Annotated in this window: 24 protein-coding genes, 4 tRNA genes and 1 riboswitch; of the genes, 12 read left to right on the top strand and 16 right to left on the bottom strand. The window is 57.8% G+C overall.

Going from position 1 to position 26,129, the window contains the following annotated elements:
* Window positions 1–8: 8 nt before the first annotated feature.
* The 4 genes from flgA (at window position 9) to ACYZT9_RS07845 (ending at window position 2,616) form a co-directional block, all read left to right on the top strand.
* On the top strand, window positions 9–770 hold the full coding sequence (gene flgA / locus ACYZT9_RS07860; RefSeq protein ID WP_462009280.1) for a flagellar basal body P-ring formation chaperone FlgA: 762 nt from the start codon (window positions 9–11) through the stop codon (window positions 768–770).
* 164 nt (window positions 771–934) lie between these two features.
* Window positions 935–1,261 carry a flagellar biosynthesis anti-sigma factor FlgM gene (flgM, locus tag ACYZT9_RS07855; protein WP_462009279.1) on the top strand — a complete coding sequence of 109 codons (327 nt, stop codon included), beginning with the start codon at window positions 935–937 and terminating at the stop codon, window positions 1,259–1,261.
* A gap of 48 nt (window positions 1,262–1,309) precedes the next feature.
* A complete protein-coding gene (locus ACYZT9_RS07850) occupies window positions 1,310–1,777 on the top strand; it encodes a flagella synthesis protein FlgN (RefSeq protein ID WP_462009278.1) in 468 nt (155 codons plus the stop codon).
* 92 nt (window positions 1,778–1,869) lie between these two features.
* A complete protein-coding gene (locus ACYZT9_RS07845) occupies window positions 1,870–2,616 on the top strand; it encodes a flagellar brake protein (RefSeq protein WP_462009277.1) in 747 nt (248 codons plus the stop codon).
* A gap of 64 nt (window positions 2,617–2,680) precedes the next feature.
* Here the strand turns inward: ACYZT9_RS07845 and ACYZT9_RS07840 are convergent, their stop codons facing one another.
* The 4 genes from ACYZT9_RS07840 to ACYZT9_RS07825 form a co-directional block, all read right to left on the bottom strand.
* On the bottom strand, window positions 2,681–4,045 hold the full coding sequence (locus ACYZT9_RS07840; RefSeq protein ID WP_462009276.1) for an MFS transporter: 1,365 nt from the start codon (window positions 4,043–4,045) through the stop codon (window positions 2,681–2,683).
* Between the two features lie 70 nt (window positions 4,046–4,115).
* Window positions 4,116–5,357: a glutamine synthetase family protein gene (locus tag ACYZT9_RS07835; protein WP_462010173.1), complete on the bottom strand. Its 1,242-nt coding sequence runs from the start codon at window positions 5,355–5,357 to the stop codon at window positions 4,116–4,118.
* A 198-nt stretch (window positions 5,358–5,555) separates the two neighbouring features.
* Window positions 5,556–6,248, bottom strand: a complete 693-nt coding sequence (locus ACYZT9_RS07830; protein WP_462009275.1) for a sensor histidine kinase — start codon at window positions 6,246–6,248, stop codon at window positions 5,556–5,558.
* A complete protein-coding gene (locus ACYZT9_RS07825) occupies window positions 6,245–7,849 on the bottom strand; it encodes a response regulator (protein WP_462009274.1) in 1,605 nt (534 codons plus the stop codon). Before ACYZT9_RS07825 ends, ACYZT9_RS07830 begins: the two co-directional genes overlap by 4 nt.
* A gap of 278 nt (window positions 7,850–8,127) precedes the next feature.
* Between ACYZT9_RS07825 and ACYZT9_RS07820 the strand changes: the two genes are divergently transcribed.
* On the top strand, window positions 8,128–9,810 hold the full coding sequence (locus ACYZT9_RS07820; protein ID WP_462009273.1) for a SulP family inorganic anion transporter: 1,683 nt from the start codon (window positions 8,128–8,130) through the stop codon (window positions 9,808–9,810).
* Between the two features lie 28 nt (window positions 9,811–9,838).
* Here the strand turns inward: ACYZT9_RS07820 and ACYZT9_RS07815 are convergent, their stop codons facing one another.
* The gene (locus tag ACYZT9_RS07815; RefSeq protein WP_462009272.1) at window positions 9,839–10,285 is read right to left on the bottom strand and encodes a potassium channel family protein; all 447 of its coding nucleotides are present in this window, start codon (window positions 10,283–10,285) and stop codon (window positions 9,839–9,841) included.
* A gap of 309 nt (window positions 10,286–10,594) precedes the next feature.
* Between ACYZT9_RS07815 and ACYZT9_RS07810 the strand changes: the two genes are divergently transcribed.
* Together ACYZT9_RS07810 and ACYZT9_RS07805 are read left to right on the top strand one after the other, a co-directional pair.
* Window positions 10,595–12,823 carry a putative bifunctional diguanylate cyclase/phosphodiesterase gene (locus ACYZT9_RS07810; RefSeq protein ID WP_462009271.1) on the top strand — a complete coding sequence of 743 codons (2,229 nt, stop codon included), beginning with the start codon at window positions 10,595–10,597 and terminating at the stop codon, window positions 12,821–12,823.
* Between the two features lie 414 nt (window positions 12,824–13,237).
* The gene (locus ACYZT9_RS07805) at window positions 13,238–13,483 is read left to right on the top strand and encodes a hypothetical protein (RefSeq protein ID WP_462009270.1); all 246 of its coding nucleotides are present in this window, start codon (window positions 13,238–13,240) and stop codon (window positions 13,481–13,483) included.
* Between the two features lie 122 nt (window positions 13,484–13,605).
* Here the strand turns inward: ACYZT9_RS07805 and ACYZT9_RS07800 are convergent.
* Window positions 13,606–13,682: transfer RNA gene (locus ACYZT9_RS07800), tRNA-Arg, on the bottom strand.
* Between the two features lie 293 nt (window positions 13,683–13,975).
* Between ACYZT9_RS07800 and ACYZT9_RS07795 the strand changes: the two genes are divergently transcribed.
* From ACYZT9_RS07795 to ACYZT9_RS07785, 3 genes are all read left to right on the top strand, one after another.
* Window positions 13,976–14,209 carry a hypothetical protein gene (locus tag ACYZT9_RS07795; protein ID WP_462009269.1) on the top strand — a complete coding sequence of 78 codons (234 nt, stop codon included), beginning with the start codon at window positions 13,976–13,978 and terminating at the stop codon, window positions 14,207–14,209.
* A gap of 23 nt (window positions 14,210–14,232) precedes the next feature.
* Window positions 14,233–14,412 carry a PA3371 family protein gene (locus tag ACYZT9_RS07790; protein ID WP_462009268.1) on the top strand — a complete coding sequence of 60 codons (180 nt, stop codon included), beginning with the start codon at window positions 14,233–14,235 and terminating at the stop codon, window positions 14,410–14,412.
* Between the two features lie 464 nt (window positions 14,413–14,876).
* Window positions 14,877–15,203: an Arc family DNA-binding protein gene (locus tag ACYZT9_RS07785; protein WP_003178899.1), complete on the top strand. Its 327-nt coding sequence runs from the start codon at window positions 14,877–14,879 to the stop codon at window positions 15,201–15,203.
* Window positions 15,204–15,300: 97 nt separating this feature from the next.
* On the opposite strand, the gene mgtE is transcribed toward ACYZT9_RS07785, so the two are convergent.
* Window positions 15,301–16,743: a magnesium transporter gene (gene mgtE / locus ACYZT9_RS07780; RefSeq protein ID WP_462009267.1), complete on the bottom strand. Its 1,443-nt coding sequence runs from the start codon at window positions 16,741–16,743 to the stop codon at window positions 15,301–15,303.
* 320 nt (window positions 16,744–17,063) lie between these two features.
* Here mgtE and ACYZT9_RS07775 point away from each other — a divergent pair, with 320 nt between their 5' ends.
* Window positions 17,064–17,582, top strand: a complete 519-nt coding sequence (locus ACYZT9_RS07775) for a cell envelope protein SmpA (protein WP_462009266.1) — start codon at window positions 17,064–17,066, stop codon at window positions 17,580–17,582.
* Window positions 17,583–17,601: 19 nt separating this feature from the next.
* On the opposite strand, the gene ACYZT9_RS07770 is transcribed toward ACYZT9_RS07775, so the two are convergent.
* From ACYZT9_RS07770 to ltaE, 7 genes are all read right to left on the bottom strand, one after another.
* Window positions 17,602–17,678: transfer RNA gene (locus tag ACYZT9_RS07770), tRNA-Arg, on the bottom strand.
* A gap of 72 nt (window positions 17,679–17,750) precedes the next feature.
* Window positions 17,751–17,827, bottom strand: a tRNA-Arg gene (locus ACYZT9_RS07765).
* 108 nt (window positions 17,828–17,935) lie between these two features.
* Window positions 17,936–18,026: transfer RNA gene (locus tag ACYZT9_RS07760), tRNA-Ser, on the bottom strand.
* Between the two features lie 62 nt (window positions 18,027–18,088).
* Window positions 18,089–18,277 (bottom strand): carbon storage regulator CsrA, encoded by a 189-nt coding sequence (gene csrA, locus ACYZT9_RS07755; protein WP_002554426.1) that lies wholly within the window; start codon window positions 18,275–18,277, stop codon window positions 18,089–18,091.
* A 184-nt stretch (window positions 18,278–18,461) separates the two neighbouring features.
* Window positions 18,462–19,703: an aspartate kinase gene (locus ACYZT9_RS07750; RefSeq protein WP_031319071.1), complete on the bottom strand. Its 1,242-nt coding sequence runs from the start codon at window positions 19,701–19,703 to the stop codon at window positions 18,462–18,464.
* Window positions 19,704–19,794: 91 nt separating this feature from the next.
* Window positions 19,795–22,419 carry an alanine--tRNA ligase gene (gene alaS, locus ACYZT9_RS07745; RefSeq protein ID WP_462009265.1) on the bottom strand — a complete coding sequence of 875 codons (2,625 nt, stop codon included), beginning with the start codon at window positions 22,417–22,419 and terminating at the stop codon, window positions 19,795–19,797.
* A gap of 146 nt (window positions 22,420–22,565) precedes the next feature.
* A complete protein-coding gene (gene ltaE / locus ACYZT9_RS07740; protein WP_462009264.1) occupies window positions 22,566–23,570 on the bottom strand; it encodes a low-specificity L-threonine aldolase in 1,005 nt (334 codons plus the stop codon).
* Window positions 23,571–23,861: 291 nt separating this feature from the next.
* Window positions 23,862–24,032: riboswitch (FMN riboswitch) on the top strand.
* Window positions 24,033–24,134: 102 nt separating this feature from the next.
* Between ltaE and ACYZT9_RS07735 the strand changes: the two genes are divergently transcribed.
* Window positions 24,135–24,644: a 6,7-dimethyl-8-ribityllumazine synthase gene (locus ACYZT9_RS07735; RefSeq protein ID WP_462009263.1), complete on the top strand. Its 510-nt coding sequence runs from the start codon at window positions 24,135–24,137 to the stop codon at window positions 24,642–24,644.
* A gap of 167 nt (window positions 24,645–24,811) precedes the next feature.
* Here the strand turns inward: ACYZT9_RS07735 and astE are convergent, their stop codons facing one another.
* Together astE and ACYZT9_RS07725 are read right to left on the bottom strand one after the other, a co-directional pair.
* The gene (astE, locus tag ACYZT9_RS07730; protein WP_462009262.1) at window positions 24,812–25,822 is read right to left on the bottom strand and encodes a succinylglutamate desuccinylase; all 1,011 of its coding nucleotides are present in this window, start codon (window positions 25,820–25,822) and stop codon (window positions 24,812–24,814) included.
* Window positions 25,823–25,834: 12 nt separating this feature from the next.
* On the bottom strand, window positions 25,835–26,122 hold the full coding sequence (locus tag ACYZT9_RS07725) for a hypothetical protein (RefSeq protein ID WP_008033108.1): 288 nt from the start codon (window positions 26,120–26,122) through the stop codon (window positions 25,835–25,837).
* Window positions 26,123–26,129 lie beyond the last annotated feature (7 nt).

The raw sequence follows: 26,129 nt of genomic DNA, 5'->3' as shown, positions 1-26,129 counted from the left end.
TAACTCTTATGAACACAGAACCGACATTTTTTCGACGCCTGACATCCGCCTTCCGCAGATTGCTCTGTGCAATGTCGGCCGTCTGCCTGTTCAACGCTGGCAGCCCTGCCCTTGCTGACGCGGTTACCTTGCCTGACATGCTTATCGGCGTCACCCAAGGCTTTCTTGAATTCACCGTAGAAGACTATCTGGCTACCAGTCAAACGGAAGGTCGCTACGAAATCCAGGTCAACCAGCTCGATCCGCGACTGCGCATGCCCATGTGCGACAAGGAATTGACAGCCAGCCTCGAGAGCCCGGCCAAGCCATTAGGCCGTGTCACGGTCAAGGTTCGCTGTGAGGGAACCTCACCCTGGACGGTCTTCGTGCCCGCTCAAGTCCGCCTGTTTCGCGACGTTGTGACCACCACCCGCCCGCTGCGCCGCGCCGATATTGTCGAGCCCGCCGACGTGCTCCTGCGCGAACGGGATATCAGCCTGATCAACCAGGGTTACCTGACGACCCCCGATCAGGCGATCGGGCAGCGACTTACCCGACCAATGGTCGCCGATCAGGTGATTACCCTCGTCCACCTCGAGCAGGCGGAAGTCATTCGCAAAGGCGATCAGGTAGTGATTACCGCCCGCAGCGGTACGCTCAGCGTGCGAATGCCCGGCGAAGCACTGTCCAACGGCAGTATGAGCGAGCAGATTCGCGTGAAAAACCTCAATTCCACCCGAGTCATCAAGGCGCAAGTCACCGCGCCGGGCCAGGTGGAGGTATCCATGTAAAGTCTGTGTTCTGAAGATGTGGCGTTGCCCGAGGCTGTTACCTAAACTGTGCCGCATGCAGAAGACGTGCTGGCGCATGCAGGCTCATTGATAAATGGGTCTAAAGTTTTCACAGGGATAGCCGAAAACATGGCAAGCGTCCAAATACTCAGAGGTTTTTTACCATGGTCATCGATTTCAGCCGTTTGAACAGCTCCTCGTCACTTACGGGCAGTACACGTACCAGCGTTGCCAGGGAAACCGCCGAATCCGGCAAATCCGCACCGCTGAATACCCCGGCCGAACAGGCCAGTACCGTCAAAAGCGGGGAATCGGTACACCTCAGCAATGAGGCTCAACAGTTGCAACAGGTCACTGACAAGCTGCGCGATCAGCCTGCCGTCGACAAAGCCCGCGTGGCCGAGTTGAAAGCAGCGATTGCCGATGGCAGCTACAAAGTCGACAGCAACCGTGTAGCCAGCAAACTGCTCAACTTCGAAGCCCAGCGCTAGGCTACGGCCCGCGCCAGGCTTTTGGACGCTTAAACCCCAAGGCCAGCCATGCACGACACTAATCTACTGCAACTGATCACCGACGATTTTGCTCCAGCGCAACAGTTGCTTGAGTTATTGCAAACCGAGTCCCTCGCCTTGCACGGTCGCGACATGCCACTGCTCGAAGAAATTCTGGCGCAGAAACAGGCATTGATCATTCTGCTTGAACAGCATGGCCGCAAGCGCAGTGAAATCCTTGCCAGCCTCAACCTGCCGACCAATCGTAACGGCCTGGAGCAGTTGGCCAGCCAATCGAGCATCGGCGAAGAGTTGCTGGCGCAGAGCGATGTTTTGACCGATCTTCTGGCTCAATGCCAGGCGGCGAACGTCAATAATGGCCAGTCGATCCTGGTCCAGCAGGCCGCCACGGCCAATCAGCTGAAGATCCTGACCGGCGGTGAGCCGCCAGCCCTTTATGATGCTCGCGGATCAACCGCCAAGCTTGCGAAGCCACGCCCGCTCAGTCAGGCTTGAGCCCGCAAATGACCACGCCCTTTCAAGACTCGCAACATGCTGGCAATATGCTGGCCAGCCGTAGTCATATTTTGTCTGGAGATTGATGAACCGTGTCCAATGCCTTAAACGCGGAAGATGCCCCGCAGCCACCGAAGGTGCTTACCACACCGTTGGAGATCTCCGGCAACCTGCGCCAGCTGCAAGACAGCCATGATCCGTTGATCATCACGTTCCATGAGCGCACCCAGCGCTTCCAGAGTTATCTGGTGGACGTGGACCGCGAGCGCGGCACGATGGCGCTCGACGAAATGATCCCGCGTGACGGCGAACGTTTCCTGCTGGCCGGCGAACCGTTCAAGGTCGAAGGCTTTCACGAAGGCGTGCGCATTGCCTGGGAAAGCTACGGTCAATTGACCATTGACGAATCCGGTGACAGCCGCTGCTACCGCGGCCCGCTGCCGGATGAAGTGGTTTACCACCAGCGCCGCAACGCCTTTCGCGCGGCCTTGAAGCTGGCGCAACTGGTCAACGTCGATCTGGACGGTGAAAAGCTCAAGGCACCGATCAGCGGCAAGTTGCTGGACATTTCCGCCACCGGCTGCAAGTTGCGCTTCGACGGCGACATTACCGGCAGCCTGCAACTGGGCCAGGTCTACGACCGCTTCGCCGCCGCCCTGCCCTTCGGCAAAATGACGGCACCGGTCGAACTGCGCTACCTGCATTTCGAAGAAAGAATCTCCACCACCTTCGCCGGCATCCGCTTCCATAACATGAGCGGCCTGGTGCAGCGTCAGGTCGAGCGGTTCGTCTATCAGCTTCAGCGTGAAGCACGACGCTTTGACAAAGACGACCTGTAACAGGCGCTTCAATAAAAAACGGGCAGTCCCTAGCGGTGACTGCCCGTTTTTTTATCCCTCGGCTTTAAGGCCTGGCCTCGGTGAAGCTTTGCTCGCGACCCGTGTCAGGATCTTCTGGAGGGGGCGCAGTGTCTGGCCCTGGCTCAGGCTCCGACTCTGGATTGACCGGATTCTGCATCTGGTCCTGCACCATTTGTTCATCGACACGCGGGTCAAGGCAAGCCACCAGCGGCGAGCTTGACATGCTGTCCGGCATGGCGACGTGATGCAGCGGCGCGTCGTCCACCTGATGCAAGTTGGTCACCGCTTTCGGGCGGATCCGCCACACCAGCACCAACGCGAAAAAACTGAAGAACGCATAGAGCATCTGGCTGCCGAACATCTTCATCAGCACCCCGGCGACCAGCGGCCCGATACTGGCGCCGACGCCGTAGGTCACCAGCAGCATTGCTGTCAGCGACACCCGCCGATCAGCTTCGACGTGGTCATTGGAGAACGCGACCGCCAGTGGGTATAGACAGAACTTCACCAGCGAACAGATAAAACCAGTGATGAACAACACCTCCAGCGGCACTTGCTTCATCAGCGCTAGTGGCAACGCTCCAACGGCCAACACCAGCGCAAAGCAGCGGATCAACAGCGCCCGGTCATAACGGTCGGACAACCAGCCCAACGGCCACTGCACCAGCAGGCCGGCAAAAATGCAGCTACCCATGAACAAACCGACCTGCTCCGTGGACAACCCTTGCTGCGAGGCATACAGCGGCGCCAGACCGTAGAACGAACCGATGATCAGTCCCGCCCCCAGCACCGTACTCAACGACTGTGGCACGCGCTTGATGAAGAAACGCGGCTCCATCGGCGCCGGGTGCAGGGGCGCCGGGTGAATCCGTCGGGTCAGGGCCACTGGCACCAGGCACAGGGCAAAGCACAGGGCGACCAGCATTAACAGCTCCAGACCGAGCCCGGGGTGCATGACCAGAATCAGTTGACCCAGCACCAGGCCCAGATAGGACGCGATCATGTAACCGCTGAACACCGCCCCGCGTTGCGAGGCTTCGGCCTGCTCATTGAGCCAGCTTTCGATAACCATGTACTGGCACATCATGCCGAGGCCGACGATGACCCGCAGGAATATCCAGGCCGGTAACCAGTCCACCAGACCATGACCCAGCACCGCCGCGCCGACAATCCCGGCGCAGGCCGAATAGGCGCGGATATGTCCGACCCGGGCAATCAACCGGTGACCGATCTTGCCACCCAGCACCAGGCCGAAATAGTTGGCCGCCATCAACGCACCGACCCACAGGCTGTCGACATGGTCGGCCGCCAGGCGCAAGCCCAGGTAAGTACTCAGCAAGCCCGAGCCGATCAACATCATCAGCGAGGCAAAATACAGCGCTCGAAAGGGTTTCCAGATTTGGCGCATCGGCGTTCCGAGCGGCTCCTTGCGGTGAGAAACGGACTATCCGAAACGATAGCCCGAAGACGAAGGTTCGTCAGGCCTGGGCGGCCAGGACACGGCGCTCCCAGGGGGTAATTTCATCAAAGAAGCTGGTCAACTCCATGGTCTTCGAAGCGACGTAGCCTTCGATGAACTCCTTGCCAAACAGTTCCTTCGCCAATTGACTACGTTTCAGACGTTCGAGAGCGGCATGCAAGGTACACGGCAACGAAAGATTATCCGGCACCTCGAATTCCCCCTGAATCGCTGCGCTCGGCACCAACTCGTTCTCGATACCGTACAGCCCCGCCGCCAGGCTCGCGGCAATCGCCAGATACGGGTTGGCATCCGCCCCCGGCAAGCGATTCTCGACCCGCCGCGCCACTGGCGAACTGGCCGGAATACGCAAACCGGCCGCACGATTGTCGTGGGACCAACAGGCATTATTCGGTGACGCGAACGGATGGCACAACCGCTGATAGGAGTTCACGTTCGGCGCAAACAACGCGGTGAAATCCGCCATCCCGGCCTGCTGGCCACCAATAAAGTGATGGAAGGTCGCGGTCGGTTCACCGGCCGCGTCGCTGAACACGTTACGCCCGCTGCCGATCTCGACGATGCTTTGGTGAATGTGCATCGAACTGCCCGGCGTGTGCGCCAGCGGCTTGGCCATGCAGACCACCGTCAGGCCGTGCTTGAGCGCGACTTCCTTGAGCAAATGCTTGAACAGGAACGTCTGGTCGGCCAGCAGCAGTGGATCACCGTGCAGCAGATTTATTTCGAATTGGCTGACGCCCATCTCGTGCATGAACGTGTCGCGGGGCAAGCCCAGCGCCGCCATGCATTCGTAGACTTCGCTGAAGAACGGACGCAGGCCGTTGTTGGAGCTGACGCTGAACGCCGAATGGCCATCCTCGCGCCGACCGTCCAGGCCCAGCGGCGGCTGGAAGGGTTGCGTCGGGTCAGTATTGGGTGCGAAGACAAAGAATTCCAGCTCGGTCGCCACCACTGGCGCCAGGCCGAGCGCCGCGTAACGCGCGATCACCGCCTTGAGTTGGCCGCGGGTCGACAGGCTCGAGCTTTCGCCCGTCAGTTCGTCCGCATCACAGATGGCGAAGGCTCGTGGTTGCTGGCTCCAGGGCAGGCGGTGAATCTGCGCAGGATCGGGCACCAGTGCCAGGTCGCCGTCATCGCTGCCATAAAAACGCGCTGGCGGATATCCGCCCATGATGCATTGCAGCAGCACTCCCCGCGCCATCTGCAAACGCCGTCCTTCGAGAAACCCCTCGGCCGTCATGACCTTGCCACGGGGCACGCCGTTCAGGTCCGGCGTAACACATTCAATCTCATCAATGCCCGTCAGTCGCTGCGCGAGTGAACGCTGGCCATCGGTTGTCATGACGCAATCCTTTGTTGTTGTGCAAGCCGCGAACGGCGACCGAACAAAATAGGCTCCGCCTGTTCGGAATATCAAGCACCGCAAACAAAAAGAACGTTACGGCAGATAAAGGCTGAACACACCGCCGCCCAACGGGCCGCCATTGCTGATTTCGGTGCGTCCACCGATGCCGTTGCGCTGATGCAACGCGGCAATCCGCCCGGCGAAGTACAGACCCAGGCCGGTGCTACCGCTGCTGTGGTTGATGCCCTGTACGTAATCGGCCTGACGCTCGATCATCTCCCTCGGGTAGCCTTCACCATCATCATTGATCGTCAGCACCAGTTGCCCGGCCTCATCGCTGACGCTGATCAACACCGCATGGCGAGCGTAACGGATGGCGTTGTTGATGCAATTGCCCAGCACCGACGCAATCAACTCCCGATCGAAGAAACCCAGCGGGCTCAATGGGTCCACTTCATACGTCGCCATGAGGCCGCGACTGGCGAATACGTCCTGATGACAGGCCAGCTGCGCTTCGATGAAGTCATCCAGCTCGTGATAGGCCGGTTGCAACGGCATCTGATTGACGCCGAGTTTGTACAGCCCCAACAACTGCACGAGCATGCCGTTAAGGTGGGCGAACTCGAATTCGATCACGCCTTGCTCCGGGGTGTGTCGCGCCGGATCGGGCAAGCGCGCCAGCCATTGGCTGTGGGCCTGCATCAACATCGCCAGAGAGTTCTTCATGTCGTGCACGGTGGAGGCAATCACCGTGGAGAAATCCAGTGCCGGATCGTCTTGGGTCATGCGCCGAACGCCTTGATTTTCAGTTTCTGATATCGCGCATACCGCGCGTCGGTGTCGGGCATCAGGCCGACCGTTTTCAGGCAGGCCCGACATTCTTCAAGCTCCGCCGACGGCACGCTGGTGTCGGTTCCGTGCAGCAGCGACTGCGCCATGTTCAGCGCGATACTAATGTTTTTCGGCTGCAGCCCCAAGGCTTTGCGGAACACCGCCCGCGCCTCCACCAGGTTGCCCGTCTTATAAACTCGCACGCCTTGACGGTTGAGCTCCGCTGCATCATTGCCGGAGTTGAGGATGGCCGGGTCGTCGGTCAGCTTGGCGATGCCCTTCATCACCGTCGGATCGTCGCCGTAGATTTCTGCGCAGTTTTTCAGCATCGAAGCACCGGCGTCGGCCTGCCCGAGCATTTGCAACTGCTTGGCCACCAACAGCGCTGCTTCGGCACTCATGAATTGTTCCATACCATCCAGGCGCAACATGGCTTGTTCGGTGAGCTTTTCCGCCGTTTCGGCATCGTTGAGCAACAGACTGGTGGCCTTCATCAGCCGCGCACGAATCTGCAGGCCGGGGTCAGAAGGGTTTTCCTTGGCCACGGCACTCAGCGTGGTATTGATCTCCAGCCGCGTGCGGGTATCCAGGCCTTTTTCGCTGCCCTTGCTGATCAAGGCATGGGCCAGACCGAGGTTGCTTTCCGCATCCTTGAAGCGTGACTGGGCACCTTGACTGACCGCCTGTCGATAAGCCTTGGACGCCGTGTCGAAATCTTCGTTGGCCATCGCCAGTTTGCCTAGCAGCGCTTGCCGACGCACGGCCAGCGGCGACAGGCGAATCGCCTCTTCCAACACCTGCTGCGCGGCCTTGGTGTCGCCTTCGGCGACCAGCACATCCGCCATGCCGTCATACAGCGCCGGCATCATCGGGAACACCTTTAGGGCTTTTTCGTAAACGCCTTTGGCCTGACTGATCTGCCCGCGTTTGAACAGCAACTGGCCCAACCCGGCAAACGCCCACGGCAAAGGCCGATCGGCAATGATGCTGTCGTAGAGACGCTCAAGCGCCTCGTTCTGATTCAAGTCACGCAGGGCATCGGCGCGGTAGCGCAGGCACAGCGGCGAATAGCGGATGTCCTGTTTGCACAGTGCGATGCAGGCATTGAGCACTTCGACCGGTTTGCCGCGATCGAGTGCCTGCAGGATCGGCTTGAGCAAGGTCTTGCGCTGCTCCAGACGCTCCAGGCGCTGGGCCAGGCCCGAACGGTTGAATGGTTTGGTCAGGTACGCATCGGGCTCGTGTTCCAGGGCGCTGAGCACCATCGCCTGGCTCGTCTCGGCAGTGACCATGACAAACACGGCTTCATGGCTGATCAGTTTCTCGACCATCAGGTCTTCAAGCACCTGCTGACCATTTTTCTTGCCGTCGCCCAGGTGGAAATCCTGCAGGATGAAATCGTAGGACTTCTGCGAACACATGCGCAGCGCCTGCTCGCCGGTGTCGGCGGTGTCCACGTCCTTGACGCCCAGCTCGCGGAGCATTGAGCGGACCGAGCTGCGGAAATCGGAGAAATCATCGACGATCAGAAAACGCTTTTGGTGATACGACAGCATCGAAGATTTCCAGGCAGTTTTAAGTAGAAGATTATAACTGTCCGGGTTATCGGCCAGCAGGTGCATTCCCTTGAGAGATCAGGCCCCTTAAGTGCAAGCTATATTAGGCATGAAAAACCCCGCGGAACAGTGTTCCGACATCGCCGGCGGCACGGTCCCGGCAACTATTGATGCAGATCATAACGACGGCCTCGTTCATCTGGTTGGCTATGAAAAACGGGAAAAAAGGCAGGAAATCATACGGTCTTTCCAGTAGATGAATCGCCGAGAGAGGCAGTGTGGAACCGCATCTGAAGACTTCGAAAGCAGCTCACTCCGACACCGTTCCCCTTCGCCTCGACGTAGTATCGGGGCTCACGGCTGCCGCCGTCGTACTGCCCAAAGCAATGGCCTACGCGACGGTCGCGGGCCTGCCTGTTGCCGTCGGTCTGTACACGGCCTTCGTCCCGATGTTGATCTACGCAATACTGGGAACGTCGCGAGTACTCAGTGTCAGCTCCACTGCTACGCTGGCGATCCTGGCCGGTGCGCAGATCGGCCTGGCCGTACCGGACGGCGACCCAGGGAAGCTGATCACGGCAAGTGCCACGCTAACCGTGCTGGTTGGCGCGATGCTGCTCCTGGCGCGAATAATACGCCTGGGATTTCTCGCGAACTTCATTTCCTCCCCGGTGTTGAGCGGCTTCAAAGCGGGGGTGGGGTTTGTCATCGTGCTGGATCAGGTGCCAAAACTCCTCGGCATCCACATGACCAAACAGAGTTTTTTTGTAGACGCCCTCAACATAGTGCATCACGTGCCGGAAAGTTCTCTGATCACGCTCGCGGTAGCTGCCGTGACGTTCCTGATGCTCATTGCGATGGAACGCCTTTGGTCACATTCGCCTGCGCCATTGATTGTGGTCGGTGTCAGCATCGCCGCCTCATGGTACTTCGGCCTGCAGGCTCTGGGAGCTTCGACGGTCGGCGTGATTCCACAAGGGTTACCATCCTTTACGTTACCCGATCTCGCGCTGATCAAGCAGATGGTACCGGGTGCGCTCGGGATCGCGCTGATGAGTTTTACCGAAACGATTGCGGCGGGGCGCGCTTTTGTCCGGCCAGGCGATCCCCCCATCGATGCGAACCGCGAGTTGATTGCCACCGGTCTCGGTAACCTTGGTGGTGCTTTTCTCGGCGCGATGCCTGCCGGTGGCGGCACCTCACAGACGGCTGTTGTACGTGCCACCGGAGGGCAGTCTCAGGTGGTCTCGATTGTCACTGCCGGCGCGGCTTTTGCCACGATGCTGCTGCTCTCCGGGCTACTGGGATTTCTACCTCACGCCACACTGGCCGCTATCGTCATCTACTACTCGGTCGGGCTGATTCAGCCTCGAGAATTCCTGGCTATTCGCAAAGTGCGCCCAATGGAGTTCCACTGGGCGCTAGTAGCCATGGTGGGTGTACTTTTATTTGGCACGCTTCAGGGGATCACTGTGGCAGTCATCGTATCGTTGGTCAGTTTGGCCTACCAGACTGCCCGTCCGCACGTGTATGTCCTTGGTCGCAAGTGTGGCACCGACGTCCTACGCCCCTTGTCAGAAGACCACCCCGATGACGAAACTTTTGAGGGACTGCTGATCGTGCGACCGGAGGGACGCCTGTTTTTTCTCAACGCTGACTATGTGAAGGAACAGATTATCGCGCTGGAGAGACAGTATCAGCCGCGGGTGGTTGTCTGGGACATGAGTGCAGTGCCCGACATCGAATACTCGGCACTGCAGGCGCTGATAGAGGGCGAGAAAAGCTTGGCCGAGCTGGGCACCAGTCTCTGGCTGGCGGGCTTGAATCCCGGCGTACTCGAGATGGTGCGACGTGCCGGGTTCGACAAGCGACTAGGGGGCGAGCGCATGTTGTTCAACGCCCATGCAGCGATCGAGCGCTATCAAGCAACGCAATCTACTCTGCTGGACGACACGCAGTAGCACACGCATTGGACGTGCAGTTCAACCGTCACGAGGACTTGTGGTTGTCGTCGATGTTCGTGAGGAAAAACTGATAAATATGATTGACCACAGCGAAGAAGACCCCCGTGGATAAACCGCACATGAGGATGCCGGTCAAGCCCTCCATCAACCCGAGCAGACGCCAGGGTTTCCCCAGCACCACGTCACCGTAACCAATCGTCGCATAGGTCACTCCAGAGAAGTAAAACGCCGTTTCGAGATCGGGCAGACACCCCTGCCACACATAAAATGCCCCCCAGATCGAGATCGCCATCAAATGCAGCAGAACCATATAGCAGGCGACCCACACCAACCGCGCGCTAATGGCCCCTAGTTGCGTCATAAGAATATTGCCCCTTCGGTCCAGAAACCTGAGCATCAGGGCCAGACCGACTGCGTGCAAGCCCACGGTAATGGCCGCCAGTCCCCATGCGAAAAAAATACTTGAATACATTAACTGCTCCTCTATGACTTCGCCCCGCCAGGCCGCCTACGCCGTTAAAACGCCACCTTGGCATCGGGCAAAACCGGGTGTTTGACCGACATCAATAAAAGCCGCTCGCCGTTGGGGGTAAATGGGCGGACAAACAAGATGATGCAAGTATGCCATCACTAGGTTCCGCTGAATGCGGGAGCCGGCTTTGCCGCATTGGATAATGGCCTGAAAGACGAAGCGCCGTCACAACCAGTACTTCACCATGACTCGTTGTCACGGCTTTCTTTTTGTCAGCAAAAAGGTGTGTACAAGCACAGGGACATACAAATGAAGGGGTCAAAAGATCTGGCGGAGTTGCTCATACGTATCCGTATCGATCACAACGAGATCGTCGAACGTTTCCGCTTTCTCGATTGGAGTGCCGAAGATGCCGAGCGACTTGGCGCAGCAGCTCAGCAAATAGCTCCCGCTCACCAGTCTTTCGTCGATCATTTGTACTGTCACCTGGCGAAATTCGCCACGCCGTCTGCGCTGCTTCGCGCACCGGAAATCACCGCCCAATTGAAGCGCAGCCAGACCGAGTATTACCAGTGTTTGTGGGGCGGCCCCTACGATGACGACTACGTCAACGGCCGTCTGCGCATCGGTCTGATCCACCAACAGGTCGGCCTGGAGTTGAAGTGGTATCTGGGCGCCTATCGTCTGTACCTCGACGACATGCTTGCAAGGGTGTGCGGTGACAGCCCCAACGCCGCTCTCTACTCAAGTCTGTTGAAAGCGGTGTTCTTCGACATGACCTTGGCCATCGACACCTACAGTGCAGCCCAGCACAAGGCTCTGGAGGACAGTGAGGCCCGCTTCGCCCGAGCGCTACGCGGCGCCAACGACGGGATCTGGGACTGGCATGTCGATCAGGATCGACTGTATGTTTCCGAACGCTGGGCCAGCATGCTCGGCCTCAGCCGCGACAGCATCGGTGAGAGCAGTGCCAGTTGGTTCGGCCGTGTGCATCCGGACGATCTGCCGGATTTTCGCCAAGCCATCGATGCCCACCTGCAAGGGCAGACATCGTCTGTCCACCATGAGTACCGCATCCGCCAAAACAACGGTGGCTATACTTGGGTCCTGGTGCGAGGGGTCGCCGAAGTGACGACGCCGGGCCAGCTACGCATGGCCGGCTCACAGTCCGATATCAGTGCACGCAAGGACGCCGAGCAGCGCCTCAGACATGCTGCCCACCATGACCCGCTGACCGGCCTGGCCAACCGTATGCGCCTTGATGAGCAAATGCAAAAAACTCTCATGAAACAGCGCAAGGGAGGTGTCCACGAGGCGCTGCTATTTATCGACCTCGACCGATTCAAGTTGATCAACGATAGCCTCGGTCACAACGTCGGTGATCGCGTGCTGGTGGAAGTGGCACGGCGTTTGAAAGACTCTCTGCGGCCAAGTGATCAGTTATTCCGCTTCGGCGGAGACGAATTCATCGTGTTGCTTAATGCGCTCACCTGCGACCGCGACGCCGAGCAAATATCCCAACGAATACTCGACAATCTGCATCAACCGCTGCACATGGACGGTCGTACGCTGGTAATCAGTGCCAGCATCGGTATCGCACCATTACACGATAACGGCAAAGCGCTGGATGTCTTGCAGGCCGCCGACCTTGCCCTCTACAGAGCCAAGTCTGCCGGCAAGGCACGGTTCGCACACTACAGCGAAGCGCTGCAAGACACCGCACAGCACCATCTGGAACTGGAGTCCGCTCTGGGCCAGGCGCTACAACACAATGAATTCGAACTGCATTACCAACCGATCTATCGTCTTGACCAGGGGGCACCCCACATGTCTGGGGTCGAAGCGCTGTTACGGTGGCGCCATGGCGAACGCTTGATCTCACCACTGGAGTTCATCCCCGCGCTGGAGGAGTCGGGGGAAATCATCCGCGTCGGCGAATGGGTATTGCGCCAAGCCTGCCAGCAGACCCGCTTCTGGCAACTGGCCGGAAATGACAGTCTGCGCTGTTCGGTGAACATCTCCAGCATCCAATTTCAACAAGTTGACTTCATCCCCCGTTTAATCGACATCCTGCAAGAAAGCGGCCTGCCACCCGCCAGCCTGATCCTGGAGATTACTGAAAGCCAACTGATGCATGACGACCTGGACACATTGGCCTGTCTGAACGAATTGGCCAGCCTTGGTGTGTTGTTGGCGCTAGACGATTTTGGCACCGGTTACTCCTCGTTTGGTTATCTCACAAGCTTTCCGCTGCACATCCTCAAGCTGGATAAAAGTTTCATCGGCGGCATCCCGTACGACAAAAAACAGAGCGCGATCAGCCAGGCGATCATCGGCCTCGGCCGTAGCCTTGGCCTGGAAGTAGTGGCCGAAGGCATCGAGAGCTCAGCACAACTCGACTTTGTGGTTAGTGAAGGCTGCCACTACGCCCAAGGCTACTGGTTTAGCCAGCCACGACCTGCCGCGCAGATGCAAGGGTTGTTCAGCGGAGAAGACTGTTTCGAGGGGCATTGGTGCCCATTGCTGCAAGCACGGTAGGCACCCAAATGAAAGTCAATCTTGCGGTCAGTGGTTGTGCAGTCGAGTTCAGCGCCAATGCAACCATTCTTTCAAAACCAACCCCAAGGGTGCCATCACTTACGTCAATCCGGACTTCATTAACATCATGGACTAACAAAGCATCTGAAATGGCCGGTTATAGTCCAGTTTTTGGACCGTTATTTAAACTCCACCGACGAACCAGGCAAGCTTGAATACTCTCTTGCGCAATGCCCCGCGGGATATGAGCCACCCAAGGAAATGTGCCGCGATGCGCCCTAGCAGGGGCTCTATAGAATTGACGGCATGTCCTCTATTGGCCTGTTCGGGGGCTTTGGCCTTTCGGCAATGGCGAAGACCGGCCCGGTTGACTCCTTTTATCTAACCACGACACCTGAAGACTTCCCTTGACTGGTGCAGATCTTCACCACCAACTACGGGCAACCTATGAAGCGCACAACGGAGGTGGTGAAAACGAAAGGAGGTGGCGAATTCACAAACGAGTACCTGCAATGGCAGGGAAAGAAGATAGAAATCACCCTGCAGAAGTATGACGGCGATATCAATACCAGTTCCGCGAGTCTGCGCACCATTGCCTCAAAAAGCCGAGCGGCCAAGGATACCGGGCAGAAAATTCAAGACGCAGCCGGCAAGCTTTGACCGGCGCCTTCGATTAGCGCACTGCACTGAGTTGCAGAGCTTATTTTTGGACTGTTGCTGCCACCCTGCTGTCACGGCATTTATGGAGGATCACCGTAAACAGCTGGAGGCCTTGAATTAGATGGTGTCCCAGGGCAGGTTCGAACTGCCAACCTTCCCCTTAGGAGGGGGATGCTCTATCCAATTGAGCTACTGAGACACGAGTTGCCCGCGAGAATACGCGGTGCGATGGACGGCGTGCATGTTAACGGGCGGGTCTGCTTTTGTCATGTCGTCCTTAGTGCTTTTTAAGTGTAGGCAGGCGCACATCAACGGCGAGAGATTTGTTTACCGTGCAAATTGCGGCACCGCAAAATGCCATCATTGCAAATTGCAATGGAGGCTCCGCTAATGACCATCCTAAATTATTGTTTTTAAAGGATTTAATAGTCGATAGACTCTTGGCACGTCGACTGCTTCTGCTGTCTCCACAGAACATCGGAGGCCAGCCTCATGAACAGCGCCCTTTTACTCTCGAACGCAATCGCTTTGGCGGTGCTGCTGGTTTTTCATTTTTACCCCGAGAGTGGCGCGGAGCCGGTCGCACAACGCATGCCCCATTACCTTCAGGTACAAAAAGCGCCGCAACTGGCGGTACTGAGCGATCAGCACGGCTTCGTCGGTCAAGAGGTGAGCCAGGAAAATATCCTGCTGCCGGCGCAGTCTTCAGAACGCCTGGTATTTTGAATAATCCCCATCAGGAGCACTGCATGTCCAAATCAGCCGCAGGATTTTTCATCCTTGCCTTACTGAGCGGCATTCTTCACTTGTCATTGGTTCAGGACTCGTTTGTCACCCTGGCCCTAATTGGCTGCGGCGTTTTCAGCGCGCTGTTCGTGCTGGCGCTGGTGGCTGGGCGCAAGATCAAGTTTGACCCGATCTTGCGTTAATCCGCAGCAGAACAGGTCGCCCTCGCTTCTGCCAACTGTGTGATAAATCGCTGCCCTGGCGAGTTCAGCCTGCCATCCATCCTGAATAGCCCTTCATGATGTGGTTGCCACTAGTAAATCGGCCATTTGCCACTATCCTGTATAAAGCAAGGAATCGTGATCGACCCCGCAAACCCTGCTCCTCAGGCGTCTTCGGACATTACATGCCGGATAACAGGACGCGGCCAGCGATACGGGCAGGACAGACTTTTCAAACCAGTCCGCATTTCTGATAATTGGTGCTGGCATAACGCCGGTATCCAGTTCAATATTTGTCACAGAATTGACGCCAATGAACTGGCTACATTGAGGCATGATGCGAGCCTCTATCAATTCAGGTTGAACATTTGGCCAGAGTCCTTGTCCTAACAGACATCGTGCGGCCAATCCCGAGAACCGCTCCCCTGAACTAACCGGTTAAATATATGCGCCCATTGAAACAGGCAATTTATTCCAGCCGTACGGCTGACAAGTTCGTCGTACGTCTGCCAGACGGAATGCGTGAACGCATTGCCGAGGTGGCTCGCAATCATCATCGCAGCATGAACTCCGAAATCATTGCGCGCCTTGAGCAGAGCCTTATTCAGGAAGGTGCACTGGGCGAAGAATTGAGCATGCGCCTGGACAGCCCGGAGCTGTCACTGCACGAACGCGAACTGCTGCAACGCTTCCGCCAACTTTCCCATCGCCAGCAAAACGCACTTGTTTCACTGATTGCACATGACGCCGAAATGGCCGCAGACGCCTCCTGATTCATCCGAAAGCTCAAGCCAGCATAATCGCTGGCTTTTTTTTGCTTGAAATCCGGGCATAAAAAAACCGCCCGTGGCGGTTTTTTATGCCTGCAAATCAGAGCAGGAAGATGGTCGCCAGCCCCAGGAAGATGAAGAAACCGCCGCTGTCGGTCATGGCCGTGATCATCACACTGGCACCCATCGCCGGGTCGCGCCCCAACTTCACCAGAGTCATTGGAATCAACACTCCCATCAACGCCGCGAGCAACAGGTTAAGCGTCATGGCGGCGGTCATCACCACGCCAAGCGACCAGCTGCCGTACAGCAAGTAAGCGACAACTCCGATCACGCCGCCCCATACGAGGCCGTTGATCAAGCCTACGGCCAGTTCCTTGCGCATCAGGCGTGATGTGTTGCCGGTGCTCACCTGGTCCAGCGCCATGGCGCGAACGATCATGGTGATGGTCTGGTTACCCGAGTTGCCGCCAATACCCGCCACGATCGGCATCAATGCTGCCAGCGCCACCAGTTTCTCGATCGAGCCTTCGAACAAACCGATCACGCGGGAGGCAATGAACGCGGTGATGAGGTTCACCGCCAGCCAGGCCCAACGGTTACGCAGGGATTTCCAGACTGACGCGAAAATATCTTCCTCTTCCCGCAGACCCGCCATGTTGAGAACTTCGTTCTCGCTCTCTTCACGAATCAGGTCGACCATTTCATCGATGGTCAGACGGCCGATCAGCTTGCCGTTCTTGTCGACCACCGGCGCCGAGATCAAGTCGTAACGTTCGAATGCTTGTGCGGCATCGTAGGCATCTTCGTCCGGGTGGAAACTCACCGGATCGCTGGCCATGACTTCCGAAACCTGCTTTTCCGGGTCGTTGACCAACAGACGCTTGATCGGTAAAACGCCCTTGAGCACGCCGTCGTAGTCGACCACAAACAGTTTGTCTGTGTGGCCTGGCAACTCCTTGAGCCGACGCAGGTAGCGCAAGACCACCTCGAGACTGACGTCCTCACGGATCGTCACCATCTCGAAGTCCATCAGCGCACCGACCTGCTCCTCGTCATAGGACAACGCGGAGCGAACGCGCTCACGCTGCTGACCATCAAGGGTTTCCATCAGCTCATGGACGACATCGCGCGGCAGCTCGGAAGCCAGGTCAGCCAGTTCGTCGGCATCCATGTCCTTGGCCGCCGCCAGGAGCTCGTGGTCGTCCATGTCGGCGATCAGGGTTTCACGAACCGAGTCGGAGACTTCGAGCAGGATGTCGCCGTCGCGATCAGCCTTGACCAATTGCCAGAGCGTCAGACGATCGTCCAGCGGCAAGGCTTCAAGGATGTAGGCGACGTCGGCGGAGTGCAGGTCATCGAGCTTGCGTTGCAACTCGACGAGGTTTTGCCGGTGAACCAGGTTCTCGACCCGGTCATGATGCGGACCTTCCTGGCGGTGAGTCAGGTCTTCGACCACCCGCTGACGCTGCAACAGCTCAACCACTTGAGCGAGGCGGTCCTGCAGGCTTTCTTGCGTTTTCTTTACTTCAACTTCGGACATAGGCGAACTCCACTCCCAGCAGCGGGGCACGCCGGAAGGATCAATCAGTCAATTCATGATTGGAAAAACGGTTTACTGAGTTACTACTGGGTAAGTCCATGGAGGTATTCCACAAGCCCCGGCGGGGCTGACGGGCGCAATGATACACCGCCCAACGGTTTTAAACGTTAAAAAATCTCGGCTGAAACAAGCGCTTGCGAGCCAAACCTGAGCGCCATCCTGATCCATGAAAATGCGACGACTCATTCTGAAAAGAAAACACACCAGCACTGAAAAATGTAACGGCTACCCTTGAGTCAGACCGTCATGGAGGACGTTTGATGCTATTGAATGCACAATATTTTTCGCTGATCGCCCTGCTCTGCCTGCCGCTCGGGGCGTCTGCTGCAACCGTTCACCGATGCGAGGCAGCCAACGGCCGCATTACCTTCACCACGTTGAGCTGTGCGACGGGAGAGGACCTTTCGCTCCAGGAGGTGCGCACGTACACCCCCGGCAGCGTGGTGACGCTCATGCCGGAAGTGGAGCTTCGCGAAACATCACGTATGAATATCAAAAGGAGGGCGCCAACGATCGTCGGCCAGTCCGAGGACAAATGTGGGAACCTTACCAATGCCCGGGAACGCCGGGAAGCGATCATCAATCAGCGGATTGTTGCAGGCATGAGCCAGCAAGACGTCGAAAGCGCGCTCGGCAAGCCAGACAAAATCAGCATTCGGAATTCGGCCACGAGCTATCGTTACGACTTGAAACGAGGTCGCAGTGCTCACGTCGAGTTCGATGAGAAAGGATGTACCAAGGGAAAAGCCAAAACCCAGACGGCAAAAAGCCCGCGTTAAACGCGGGCTTTTTGGTATTTGGTGCACTCGACAGGATTCGAACCTGTGACCGCTCGGTTCGTAGCCGAGTACTCTATCCAGCTGAGCTACGAGTGCAATTTGTGTTTTTAGACCAGATCACAACTGGCTGAAACAGAGTAGCTCACATTACTGCAAACAACTCTTAAATGGTGCACTCGACAGGATTCGAACCTGTGACCGCTCGGTTCGTAGCCGAGTACTCTATCCAGCTGAGCTACGAGTGCATTTGTTGCCGCGCATTATAGGCCGTCGAATCTTTTTGTAAAGCGCTTTTTTCTAGTAATTTCAACAACTTACCGAAGAAGCCAGATTACAACGTACTACGCAAATAATGGCGGAGAACGGGGGATTCGAACCCCCGACACCCTTTTGAGGTGTACTCCCTTAGCAGGGGAGCGCCTTCGGCCACTCGGCCAGCTCTCCGCAACACGGGGCGTATATTAACCAGCTTCTTCCCCGTTTGCAAACATAAAAAACGATAAAAATTAATGGCTTGGTTCTTCGTCCTTCTCTTTCTTTATACGCAGGTAAATTTCTTCACGGTGGACCGCAACCTCTTTCGGGGCGTTGACACCGATGCGCACTTGATTTCCTTTAACGCCGAGCACGGTCACGGTGATCTCGCCATCACCAATAATCAGGCTTTCTGCGCACCGACGAGTCAGAATCAGCATACCTTTCTCCTCACGCATTTCATTTCAGGGACAACAGTCTGCAAAAAAAAAGGCAATCGGTCTACGACCTGAACGATCGCAGCCCTATGCCTGAGTATTGACTAGCGCGGACAAAAGAACAGCTTCGGGCCGCACCATTCAAAAAACGAAGGGCGCGGCCAGACCGCGCCCTTCGGCAAACGCATCACTCGCCCTGTCGGGCCGGTGCGTCCAGTTCGAAAGCCGTGTGCAGAGCGCGCACGGCCAGCTCCAGGTACTTCTCTTCGATCACTACGGAAACCTTGATTTCCGAGGTCGAGATCATCTGGATGTTGATGCTTTCTTTCGCCAGGGATTCGAACATGCGGCTGGCCACGCCTGCGTGGGAGCGCATGCCGACACCCACAATCGAGACCTTGGCGATCTTGATGTCGCCAACGACTTCACGGGCACCGATCTCGCGAGCAGTGTTTTCCAGCACGGTTTGTGCGGCCTGGAAGTCGTTGCGGTGCACGGTGAAGGTGAAGTCGGTGGTGTTATCGTGCGCAACGTTCTGCACGATCATGTCGACTTCAATGTTCGCGGCGCTGATCGGGCCGAGAATCTTGAATGCAACGCCCGGGGTGTCTGGCACGCCACGGATGGTCAGCTTGGCTTCATCGCGATTGAAAGCGATGCCGGAAATGATCGGCTGTTCCATGGTTTCCTCTTCATCAATAGTAATGAGGGTGCCCGGACCCTCCTTGAAGCTGTGCAGTACGCGCAGCGGAACGTTGTACTTGCCGGCGAACTCGACCGCACGGATCTGCAACACCTTGGAACCGAGGCTGGCCATTTCCAGCATCTCTTCGAAGGTGATCTTGTCCAGGCGCTGAGCCACGGACACCACACGCGGGTCAGTGGTGTAGACGCCGTCGACATCGGTGTAGATCTGGCATTCGTCAGCCTTCAAGGCTGCCGCCAGCGCCACGCCGGTAGTGTCGGAACCGCCACGCCCGAGGGTGGTGATGTTGCCGTGCTCGTCGACGCCCTGGAAACCGGCGACAACCACCACGCGACCTGCTTTCAAATCACCGCGAATCTTCTGGTCATCAATCTGCAAGATACGCGCTTTATTGTGCGCGCTGTCCGTCAGAATCCGCACCTGGTTGCCGGTGTAGGACACCGCTGGCACACCGCGCTTGATCAGCGCCATGGCCAACAGGGCAATCGTCACCTGCTCCCCGGTGGAGACGATCACATCCAGCTCACGCGGAACCGGTTGGCCGTCGCCACTGATTTGCTTGGCCAGATCGATCAGACGGTTGGTTTCGCCGCTCATTGCAGACAGCACAACGACCAGGTCATCGCCGGCATCGCGGAATTTCTTAACCTTGTCGGCGACCTGCTCGATTCTCTCGACAGTGCCGACCGAGGTGCCTCCAAATTTCTGTACGATCAAAGCCATTTCAAAGCCGCCTCTGCCCATGAAGGGCGCCCAGATAATCACTCAAACAGCATTCGGGCCCGCCACTAGACGGCGGGCCCGACACACTGCCTTATAAACCCTGCTCTACAAACGGAACGGTCAAGGCCAATGCCGCATCCAGTGCGCCAGCGTCAGTACCACCGCCTTGCGCCATGTCCGGACGACCACCGCCCTTCCCGCCCACTGCCGCAGCGGCTTGCTTCATCAAATCACCGGCTTTGAGTTGGCCAGTCAGGTCTTTGGTCACGCCTGCTACCAGAACGACCTTTTCCTCATGGACACTGCCGAGCAGGATCACTGCGCGGCCGAGTTTGTTTTTCAGTTGATCGACCAGCGCCAGCAGCGCCTTGCCGTCCTGGCCGTCCAGACGCACGGCCAGTACCTTCACGCCTTTGACGTCCAGAGCGGAAGCCGACAGATCGTCGCCCGCCGCGCTGGCAGCCTTGGCCTGCAACTGCTCGAGTTGTTTCTCCAGCAGACGGTTGCGCTCCAGCACAGCCGACAGTTTGTCGATCAGGTTGTCGCGGCTGCCCTTGACCAGGTTGGCCGCTTCCTTGAGTTGTTCTTCGGCAGCGTTCAAGTAGGCCAGTGCCGCAGCACCGGTGACTGCTTCGATACGACGCACACCAGAGGCGACACCGCCTTCGCTGATGATTTTCAGCAGGCCAATGTCGCCGGTACGGTTGGCGTGGATACCGCCACACAGCTCGACGGAGAAATCACCGCCCATGCTCAAGACGCGGACGCTGTCGCCGTACTTCTCGCCGAACAGCGCCATGGCGCCTTTCTGTTTAGCGGTGTCGATGTCGGTTTCTTCGGTTTCAACGGCTGAGTTCTTGCGAATCTCGGCGTTGACGATGTCTTCCAGCGCTTTCAACTGCTCCGGCTTGATGGCTTCGAAGTGGCTGAAGTCAAAGCGCAGGCGCTGACTGTCGACCAACGAGCCTTTCTGCTGAACATGATCGCCCAGCACTTTGCGCAATGCGGCGTGCAGCAAGTGAGTGGCCGAGTGATTCAACGCAGTGGCGTGACGCACATCAGCTTCAACGTGGGTTTCAACCGGCGAACCAATGGTCAGGCTGCCCGACGCCAATACACCGTGGTGCAAGAAAGCGCCGCCAGTCTTGGTGGTGTCGCGCACGTCGAAACGACCGTTGCTGCCCTGCAGATAGCCGCAATCACCAATCTGACCGCCGGATTCAGCATAGAAAGGCGTCTGATCGAGAACGACCACGCCCTCTTCGCCTTCGCTCAACACGTCAACCGCCTGGCCTTCTTTATAGAGGCCAACGACTTTTGCCGAACCGCTGGTGGCTTTGTAACCTGTGAACTCGGTGGCCACATCAACCTTGACCAGGCTGTTGTAGTCCATACCGAAGGAACTGGCGGAACGGGCACGGACGCGCTGGGCTTCCATTTCGCGCTCGAAGCCTTCTTCGTCGATGGTCAGGCTACGCTCGCGAGCGATGTCGCCGGTCAGGTCCATCGGAAAACCGTAGGTGTCGTAGAGTTTGAACACCACGTCGCCCGGTACTACGTCGCCCTTGAGCTCGGCCAGATCCTGCTCGAGGATTTTCAGGCCCTGCTCCAGGGTCTTGGCGAATTGCTCTTCTTCGGCCTTCAGCACGCGCTCGATGTGCGCCTGCTGGGATTTCAGCTCAGGGAACGCTTCGCCCATTTCGGCAACCAGGGCTGCAACGATCTGGTAGAAGAAACTGCCCTTCGCGCCCAGTTTATTGCCGTGACGGCAGGCGCGACGGATGATCCGGCGCAGTACGTAGCCGCGGCCTTCGTTGGACGGCAGCACGCCGTCGGCAACCAGGAAACCGCAGGAACGAATGTGGTCAGCCACCACTTTCAGGGAAGCCTGAGCGTCCTTGGTGCAGCCGATCGCTTTGGCCGATGCGATCAACAGGCTCTGGAACAGGTCGATTTCATAGTTCGAGTGAACGTGCTGCAGCACGGCACTGATCCGCTCCAGGCCCATGCCGGTGTCGACCGACGGCGCTGGCAGCGGGTGCAACACGCCATCGGCGGTGCGGTTGAACTGCATGAACACGTTGTTCCAGATTTCGATATATCGGTCGCCGTCTTCTTCCGGCGAGCCTGGTGGGCCGCCCCAGATGTCGGCGCCGTGATCGTAGAAGATCTCGGTGCACGGGCCGCACGGGCCGGTATCGCCCATGGTCCAGAAGTTGTCGGACGCGTACGGCGCGCCTTTGTTGTCGCCGATGCGAACCATGCGCTCGGCCGGAACCCCGATTTCCTTGGTCCAGATGTCGTACGCCTCGTCATCGCTGGCGTAGACGGTGACCCAAAGCTTTTCCTTCGGCAGGTTCAGCCACTTGTCGGAGGTGAGGAAGTTCCAGGCGTAGGTGATCGCGTCGCGCTTGAAGTAATCCCCGAAGCTGAAGTTACCCAGCATTTCGAAAAAGGTGTGGTGACGGGCGGTATAACCGACGTTTTCCAGGTCGTTGTGCTTGCCGCCGGCGCGCACGCATTTCTGGCTGCTGACAGCACGGGTGTACGCGCGCTTTTCCTGGCCCAGGAAGCAGTCCTTGAACTGGTTCATCCCCGCGTTGGTGAACAGCAGGGTTGGGTCGTTGCCCGGAATCAAAGAGCTGGAGGCTACACGAGTGTGTCCTTGCTCTTCGAAGAAGCGAAGGAAGGCTTCACGGATTTCTGCGCTTTTCATTAGGTTCTTCCACGGAGGCTGCGGCCAAAGGCCTGTGCGAAACGTCAACAGACGAAGCGACGGCAAAGGGCCGCATTATATCGGCCCAGCGCGCGGGGTACAGCGTGTTTATACGATAGAAACGGTCAATTGGACGGCTAACGGGGTCAGTTGCGCGAAAACTCGACGAATGTCGCGATGACTGGCTCGATCTGCGCGCGGCTGACGTCCATGTGCGTGACCATTCTAAGGCGGCCGGCGGCGCTGAGCTTGATACCGCGCTCAGCGGCAAAGGCCTTAATCGCTTCGGCCTTGTCGCCCATTTGCACGTAAACCATGTTGGTCTGTACGGGTTCGACATCGTAGCCGGCATTACGGAGTCCCTCCGCCAGGAACTGCGCGTTGGCATGATCGTCGGCCAAGCGCTGGACGTTGTTATCCAGCGCGTACAGGCCCGCGGCGGCGAGTATTCCGGCCTGACGCATGCCGCCACCGACCATTTTGCGCAGTCGACGCGCCTTGCTGATCAGCTCGTCCGAGCCACACAGCACCGAACCGATTGGCGCGCCCAGGCCTTTGGACAGGCAGACCGACACGGAATCGAAGTGCTGAGTGATTTCCCGGGCGTCGACACCGAGCTTGACCGCCGCGTTGTACAGCCGAGCGCCATCAAGGTGCAACGCCAGACCCTTTTCACGAGTAAAGCCGCGCGCCCGTGCTAAATACTCCAGAGGCAACACCTTGCCCTGCATGGTGTTTTCCAGTGCCAGCAAACGAGTACGGGCAAAATGGAAATCGTCCGGTTTGATTGCCGCCGCCACCTGGGTCAGATCCAGCGAACCGTCGGCCTGCACTTCAAGCGGCTGAGGCTGGATCGAACCGAGCACTGCCGCGCCGCCACCTTCGTACTTATAGGTGTGGGCCTGTTGGCCGACGATGTATTCGTCCCCACGCTCACAGTGCGCCATCAAGCCCAGCAAATTGCTCATGGTGCCCGTCGGCACGAACAGCGCCGCGGCAAAACCCAACCGATTGGCAAGCTCGGCTTCCAGTCGATTGACTGTGGGATCTTCGCCGTAGACGTCGTCACCGGTGGCCGCATTGGTCATTGCGTAGAGCATCCCTGCAGTGGGTTGGGTAACGGTGTCGCTGCGAAGATCGATAACGCGCATGAATCTGGCCTCGGTAAGCAGGGGAAAATCCCTTTCAGAATGGAATTACTGCGGTCATGACGATGAATAATCAACCCCGGAACGAGGAAAAGACGATTAGTACCTGGAAAAACGCAATCCCTGTGGGAGCGGGCTTGCTCGCGAAGGCGATTTAACATTCAACGCATGTGTTGACGGTCAGTCAGCTTTCGCGAGCAAGCCCGCTCCCACAGGGGTTCCGCGTCGACTTTGGCCATGCACAGGCAGAAAATATGTGTTAAAAACGCTGCGCCGCCAGACAATCTGACGGCAAAACGTTCTCAGGGCGGGGTGCAACTCCCCACCGGCGGTAATTGCGCGCAACGCGCATAGCCCGCGAGCGCTTGGCGACAGCACGGCTTCGGCGGTGACTGGCGACAAGGTCAGCAGACCCGGTGTGATCCCGGGGCCGACGGTCATAGTCCGGATGAAGAGAGAACGGGATTGGCGCCAAAGGGCCGTCCGCGGGCATTCGTGCCAGCGCGCGCCCCCTTAAATCCCATTCGATTCATATGCCCTGTTTTATACATAAACAGGAGTCAGAACATGCAACCCACCGCAATCGACAGCAAAAGCAAAAACCATCAGGGCGAGCGCGTTGCGTTCATCCAGGCCTGCTGGCACAAGGAAATCGTCGATCAGAGCCGTAAGGGCTTCGTCGCCGAAATGATTGCCCAGGGTTATCAGGAATCGGAGATCGATTTCTTCGAGGTCGGCGGCGCTTTTGAAATTCCGCTGCACGCCAAGTTGCTGGCCAAGTCCGGCCGTTACGCGGGCATCGTGGCTGCTGGCCTGGTGGTCGATGGCGGGATCTACCGTCACGAATTCGTCGCCCAGTCAGTGATCAGCGGCCTGATGCAGGTTCAGCTGGAAACCGAAGTACCGGTGTTCTCGGTGGTGTTGACCCCGCATCACTTCCACGCCGGCGAAGAACATCAGAAGTTCTTCTTCGATCATTTCGTGCATAAAGGTCAGGAAGCAGCGAAGACGTGTGCGGAGACGCTGCAGAAGATGCGGGCGTTGCGTCGTAGTGAGCCGCGCGCGTTAGCCGTCTAAAAAACAAACCCTTCCGTTTGGGTGGGGTCTTCGACTTCACTCAAACCCTGTGGGAGCGAGCTTGCTCGCGATGGCGGACTGACAGCTAACATCAACGCTGAATGTTAAGCCGCTATCGCGAGCAAGCTCGCTCCCACAGGGGTTTAATGTTGGGCTTGAGATCGTGGTCAGGCCAGGTTTTCGTCGGTAGTCGGCACGATCAGGATGCCGGCGCGCAGGCCGTTTTTAACTTTGGGGTTCGGGAAGATGATCCGGGCGCCCTCTTCCTCGATGATCCAGCGAGTCTGGGCGATGTCTTCGGCCAGCAGATAACCCACTTCAAGTTCCGAAAAATTCTCCACGTCCGCCGGCAGGTTAAGACGGAAGCTGTCGCTGTGCTTGATAATTTCCCGCGACACGCTGAACAGTTGCAACCCGTCCAGAGCCTCTTGCGTCAACTCCGGCTCGGTGCCTTCGATGATCTGTTTGAGCCGGGTTTCCAGCAACTCGACGTTGACCCCGTCGTTCTGCCCGAATGGCCGCGCCTTGCCCAATTCCAGGGTGAAAGACTCTGCACCCAGTTTGTCGTAGGTGTAAGCGCTGAAAACGATGGACGGCTTGTTTTGCAGCAGCACCGCTTCCATTCCGGCGGCGCGCAGGCGAGCCAGTTCCTGACGGGAATGCTGGCGATCTTCCTTCCACGGATACAACGCAAACTGCTCGATCTTCGAGCCACGAATCGCGGTGTGCAGGTCGTAATGCAGACGGCCGCGATCCGGCAGACTGAAGAAACTCGCCGCCAGCCGCTCCAGCTCACAGGCGCGCAGGGCTTCGGAGCCGCTGGTTTGTTCGTGACGGCCGTTGAACAGCCGATTGACGTCCTGCTCGATAAAGCGCTCGCCCTTGCGAATCGCTTCCGGGTTGCCGAACAGGAACAGAATGCGTGCGCGCGGCTTCAAGTCGCCGCGAGCGATGTCATGCAACAGGCGATCAAGCAACTCGATCGGCGCTGTTTCGTTACCATGGATGCCTGCCGACAGCAGCAGGTCCTGGCCGTTGTCGCGAGCTTCAGGTGGCCGGACTTCCAGCGCACCTTCGCTCAACCAGCGCATCCGTACGCCTTCGACAGTCAGTTGAGTCTTCTCCGCCGGTTCGCGGCCGGCGAGGGTCAGTTCAAGCAGTTTGCCGAGGGCGAGCATAGAGCGGTTTCCTTAGTGGTCGTGTGCGCAATCCGGGCCGTGCACGTGGTCTTCGTCACCGACTTCAGCCGGTTCCATTTCCAGTTGCAGACTGACCAGATTAGTTGCCAATGGGCGCAGCAGCAGGTTGGCGTATTCAGCGTCACCTTCTTCGACGTCCACGCCGATCAACAGTTGGCCACGGCCGTCGTGCTGAATCCACAGCTCTTTGCCTTGCCAAATGACCGCGACGCGGGTGCAGGAAGTTTCCAGTTGCGTGCCGTCGGTGTCTTCAAGGATCAGCTGCAGGGTATCGCTCATGTGTTTT

It is taken from the genome of Pseudomonas sp. ZT5P21, assembly GCF_054897785.1.
Note: the sequence above shows the minus strand (reverse complement) of the source record. Positions and strands in the feature narration are given on the sequence as shown.

What these genes read in the sequence shown, in the direction of transcription:
- ACYZT9_RS07830 (WP_462009275.1), bottom strand. Translation starts at nt 6,248, where the DNA reads ATGACCCAAGACGATCCGGCACTGGATTTCTCCACGGTGATTGCCTCC.
- ACYZT9_RS07735 (WP_462009263.1), top strand. Translation starts at nt 24,135, where the DNA reads ATGCAACCCACCGCAATCGACAGCAAAAGCAAAAACCATCAGGGCGAG.
- ACYZT9_RS07790 (WP_462009268.1), top strand. Translation starts at nt 14,233, where the DNA reads ATGTCCAAATCAGCCGCAGGATTTTTCATCCTTGCCTTACTGAGCGGC.
- mgtE (WP_462009267.1), bottom strand. Translation starts at nt 16,743, where the DNA reads ATGTCCGAAGTTGAAGTAAAGAAAACGCAAGAAAGCCTGCAGGACCGC.
- ACYZT9_RS07810 (WP_462009271.1), top strand. Translation starts at nt 10,595, where the DNA reads ATGAAGGGGTCAAAAGATCTGGCGGAGTTGCTCATACGTATCCGTATC.
- ACYZT9_RS07840 (WP_462009276.1), bottom strand. Translation starts at nt 4,045, where the DNA reads ATGCGCCAAATCTGGAAACCCTTTCGAGCGCTGTATTTTGCCTCGCTG.
- ACYZT9_RS07795 (WP_462009269.1), top strand. Translation starts at nt 13,976, where the DNA reads ATGAACAGCGCCCTTTTACTCTCGAACGCAATCGCTTTGGCGGTGCTG.
- alaS (WP_462009265.1), bottom strand. Translation starts at nt 22,419, where the DNA reads ATGAAAAGCGCAGAAATCCGTGAAGCCTTCCTTCGCTTCTTCGAAGAG.
- ACYZT9_RS07815 (WP_462009272.1), bottom strand. Translation starts at nt 10,285, where the DNA reads ATGTATTCAAGTATTTTTTTCGCATGGGGACTGGCGGCCATTACCGTG.
- ACYZT9_RS07850 (WP_462009278.1), top strand. Translation starts at nt 1,310, where the DNA reads ATGCACGACACTAATCTACTGCAACTGATCACCGACGATTTTGCTCCA.
- ltaE (WP_462009264.1), bottom strand. Translation starts at nt 23,570, where the DNA reads ATGCGCGTTATCGATCTTCGCAGCGACACCGTTACCCAACCCACTGCA.
- flgM (WP_462009279.1), top strand. Translation starts at nt 935, where the DNA reads ATGGTCATCGATTTCAGCCGTTTGAACAGCTCCTCGTCACTTACGGGC.
- ACYZT9_RS07825 (WP_462009274.1), bottom strand. Translation starts at nt 7,849, where the DNA reads ATGCTGTCGTATCACCAAAAGCGTTTTCTGATCGTCGATGATTTCTCC.
- ACYZT9_RS07835 (WP_462010173.1), bottom strand. Translation starts at nt 5,357, where the DNA reads ATGACGGCCGAGGGGTTTCTCGAAGGACGGCGTTTGCAGATGGCGCGG.
- ACYZT9_RS07775 (WP_462009266.1), top strand. Translation starts at nt 17,064, where the DNA reads ATGCTATTGAATGCACAATATTTTTCGCTGATCGCCCTGCTCTGCCTG.
- ACYZT9_RS07750 (WP_031319071.1), bottom strand. Translation starts at nt 19,703, where the DNA reads ATGGCTTTGATCGTACAGAAATTTGGAGGCACCTCGGTCGGCACTGTC.
- ACYZT9_RS07725 (WP_008033108.1), bottom strand. Translation starts at nt 26,122, where the DNA reads ATGAGCGATACCCTGCAGCTGATCCTTGAAGACACCGACGGCACGCAA.
- ACYZT9_RS07785 (WP_003178899.1), top strand. Translation starts at nt 14,877, where the DNA reads ATGCGCCCATTGAAACAGGCAATTTATTCCAGCCGTACGGCTGACAAG.
- flgA (WP_462009280.1), top strand. Translation starts at nt 9, where the DNA reads ATGAACACAGAACCGACATTTTTTCGACGCCTGACATCCGCCTTCCGC.
- csrA (WP_002554426.1), bottom strand. Translation starts at nt 18,277, where the DNA reads ATGCTGATTCTGACTCGTCGGTGCGCAGAAAGCCTGATTATTGGTGAT.
- astE (WP_462009262.1), bottom strand. Translation starts at nt 25,822, where the DNA reads ATGCTCGCCCTCGGCAAACTGCTTGAACTGACCCTCGCCGGCCGCGAA.